At 45.2% G+C, this 3,482-nt stretch carries 1 protein-coding gene; it reads left to right on the forward strand.

Features of this window, described 5'->3' with window-relative positions; all coding sequences use genetic code 11:
• Positions 1 to 844: 844 nt before the first annotated feature.
• The gene (hetF, locus tag ACYTXL_RS08550; RefSeq protein ID WP_461924337.1) at positions 845 to 3,376 is read left to right on the forward strand and encodes a cell division protein HetF; all 2,532 of its coding nucleotides are present in this window, start codon (positions 845 to 847) and stop codon (positions 3,374 to 3,376) included.
• Positions 3,377 to 3,482 lie beyond the last annotated feature (106 nt).

Here is a 3,482-nt window from a genome sequence, read left to right on the forward strand (position 1 = left end):
CTCCCTCAACGAGTGACAGTCGTTATTGGTCGGGGGTGGGACTCCGACGCTGGTTGCGCGGCATCGTCTCCCCTTGGGAGAAGACTCGCTCTCCGTGGCGCTATCATCACCCAAAAATTCATCTCATCACCTCCCTTGCGGGTAGGTGAGAGGCTTCTTTTTGTTTAAGCTAAATTCTACGTTAAGTTGACACCAATGTTCAAAGGGTTCCCCCAACTATGAAAGCTTGCTAGCAAGAGCGTCTTGGAACAGGAGAAGGAACTGGCGTGAGCTTATTCAGATATAAGTTTGGTGGTTTTAAGTGCGTAAGTTTTGTAGTTATTGAGTCATAAAAAAACCCCCAGTGGGCGTTAGCCAACAAGGGGAGCTAGTTATCAGGGTGCATCTACCAATTAAATGTTCTAAGTTTAAGCACCATGCTCCGGATAAATTTACTAGAAAATTGATTGTTGTCATGTCTCAAAAAAACAAGAGTGAATATTAACTGAATTAGGGGAGTTAAAGATCAAGGTACATCCATCTATTAATCAAGTATTCTAGGATTAAGGAGTATTTTCTGCTAGAGAATATCTGCGTCACAAGTTGCTGTTGTTTGCCAAAATTGAAAAAAACCCCCAGTGGGTGTTAGCCAACTAGGGGAGTTGAAGATCAAGGTGCATCTACCAATTAAATGTTCTAGTCCCAAGTAATCCGATCCGGATAAAGTTGTAATGGCAGAGAAAGCAAAATAACTAGAATCAGAAACATTCAGGGGTGGGATGCATCTAAGTTATCAAAGGGAGCGAAAAATCGACTTGAAACTTTCGCGTTTCAAACCAGATTTAGGAGGCGGACAGGAGAAGCTGTGACCCAGGAATTCCACATTTCGGTAACTCCTGTAGGACAAAATGACTATTTGGTGCGGACCGAACAAGTTGCGCCAGGGGTGCCATTGGCAGAAGAACTGGTGACTTGGCCTGTAGCTGAGTGGTTAATGGCTGCTGGGCATTTGATGAATGATCCGTTGAATTCGGTGTTGCAGGGAGATATATTCGTTTCTGGCGGGAATGAAAGCGATATCGCCAGAAATTCTGTTAACTTGGTGGCGTTGGGTCAACAATTTTATACGGCCTTATTTCAAGGGACTCTCAGAGATAGTTGGATTACTGCCCAAGGTATTGCCCAGAATCACCAACAAGTACTAAGGTTACGCTTGGGGCTAAAAGACACTAGATTAGCTCGTCTGCCTTGGGAAGTGATGCACGCAGGCGATCGCCCCCTGGCTACTGGGCCTTATGTGGCTTTTTCTCGCTTCCAAGGTGGAGTTTTGGGGGCTTCCCCAATGCGATCCCTGCGGGGGGCTACGCCTACGCCAAACATGCCCACACCACGAGAAGAAGGTGGGGTGAAAGTGTTGATGGTAATTGCTTCTCCCTCAGATCAAGTTCACCTTAACTTACAAAAACAGGAAGCGATTAAACTGCAAGCGGAACTTCACCGTATACCACGACTTGCTGAAGGTAGCAATCGCTTCCCAGAAATTGAACTCACTGTCTTAGACCAACCAGGACGGGAAGAACTGACGCAAGCTCTAGAACAAGGCAGATACCACGTTCTACACTACTCTGGTCATAGTAATTTAGGCGGCAATGGCGGAGAAATTTATCTTGCTAGTCGCAGAACTGGCTTAACGGAAATCTTAACTGGGGACGATTTAGCAGGTTTGCTCGTCAACAATAACATCCAAATGGCAGTGTTTAACTCCTGCTTGGGGGCATACACAGCTGCGTCCAATGCCTCTGGAGATACTGGCGAACGAAACTTGGCAGAAAGTCTGGTGAAGCGCGGAATTACAAGCGTTTTGGCTATGTCAGAACGAATTCCTGATGAAGTGGCGTTGACGCTCACACAATTATTTTACCGCAACTTGAGTCAGGGATATCCAGTAGATTTGTGCGTAAGTCGGGTGCGTCAAGGATTAATTTCTGCCTATGGTTCTCACCAGATGTACTGGGCATTACCGATTTTATATCTCCAGCCAGAATTTGACGGTTTCTTGAGTCAGGAAACTGAGTTATCTGAAAGTGCGGAGTCGCTGAATCAGTATAGTTCGCCTTTAGGGGTAACTTCGACGATGTACTCTGATATGGCAGATGATTCCGAGATGTCTTTAGGAATGGAGGAAATGATTCCTTCTGGTTTGGCGCGTGACTCTTCTGGGTTGGACTGGCTAGGTGAAGATACTTGGGGCGATCTCGTTGATGAAATTGAGTATGATGACCCCAGCTATGCAGAAGATTCTGCGATAGTTTCGGATTTGTTTCGTCAGCTAGATAACCCAAAAGCTTCAACTGAATTGGATCAACAAATTCACCAAAATAGTCTTCAGCAAAAACAGGTTTCAGAGGAAATTGCTTCTTTGCAACAGGGGGCAGATTTGTGGGGGGAAGCCCCAGCACCGCCATCTCAAGCTGCTGGCAACTTTGAAGGAAATTGGCAAAATTCTGCTGATTTTTCACGTAGGCGTAGCCCAACCCAGGCATCGCAATCAGCCCCAGCAAGAAATCGTAATCGACACCGCAAGCTGTGGTCGATTGTGGGCATTGTGGGAATCAGTGTTTTAGCAGCTGCGATCGGTTTAAATTGGTGGCGAAATCGACCTAAAGTAACTCTGCCTAACATACCAGAAATTCCTACTCAGTCTCTAGGTCAAAACCAGCAAAATATCGACTTACAGACAGCACCAACTGGAATTGTCACCGCCACCGCTACGGAAAAAATGAGCCAGGGAGATTTGCAAGGTGGGTTGTTAGCTGTAGAAGAACTACTCAATCGTGGTGCACTGGCTGCGGCTGAAACTGCCTTGAAACTGATTCCAAATAAACAAGCTGATGATCCATCTGTGAACTTTTACAAGGGACGATTAGCTTGGCAATCTATCCAAACTGGCGACAAGAACTATAGCGTCGATGATGCCCGCCGTTATTGGGAAACTGCTGCAAAAGCTAAACCAGAATCGCTTTTGTATAATAACGCTTTGGGATTTGCCTACTACACAGAAGGCAATCTGAATCGAGCCAATGATTCTTGGTTCAAGGCTTTGAATTTAGCTCTCAAAGAACAGAAGACAAATTCAACATCTAGAAAGACAGCAGCGCCTCAAGATGCTTTAACTTCCTATGCTGGTTTAGCTCTGGGAATGTATAAATCTGCACTTAGTCAACCTAATAGTAAGCAGATACAATATCTGAATGAAGCGATTAAGATGCGACAATTGGTTCTCAAGTCTGATCCAGGAAATTTCCAGGTAGATAAATTAGCTAAAAATTGGCTGTGGACAGAAAAGGCGATTGAAGATTGGCGATCGCTCCTTCAGGAAAAAGGTCAAGAACAGTAATACAGCACATTTCATCTGAATGAGGTACACAAGGGCGGGCAGGATGCCCACCCCACAAGATTTCTCATATTAAGATGTGTACTTAATTTACCTGCAAAGTGCTGTA

It is taken from the genome of Nostoc sp. (assembly GCF_054880495.1).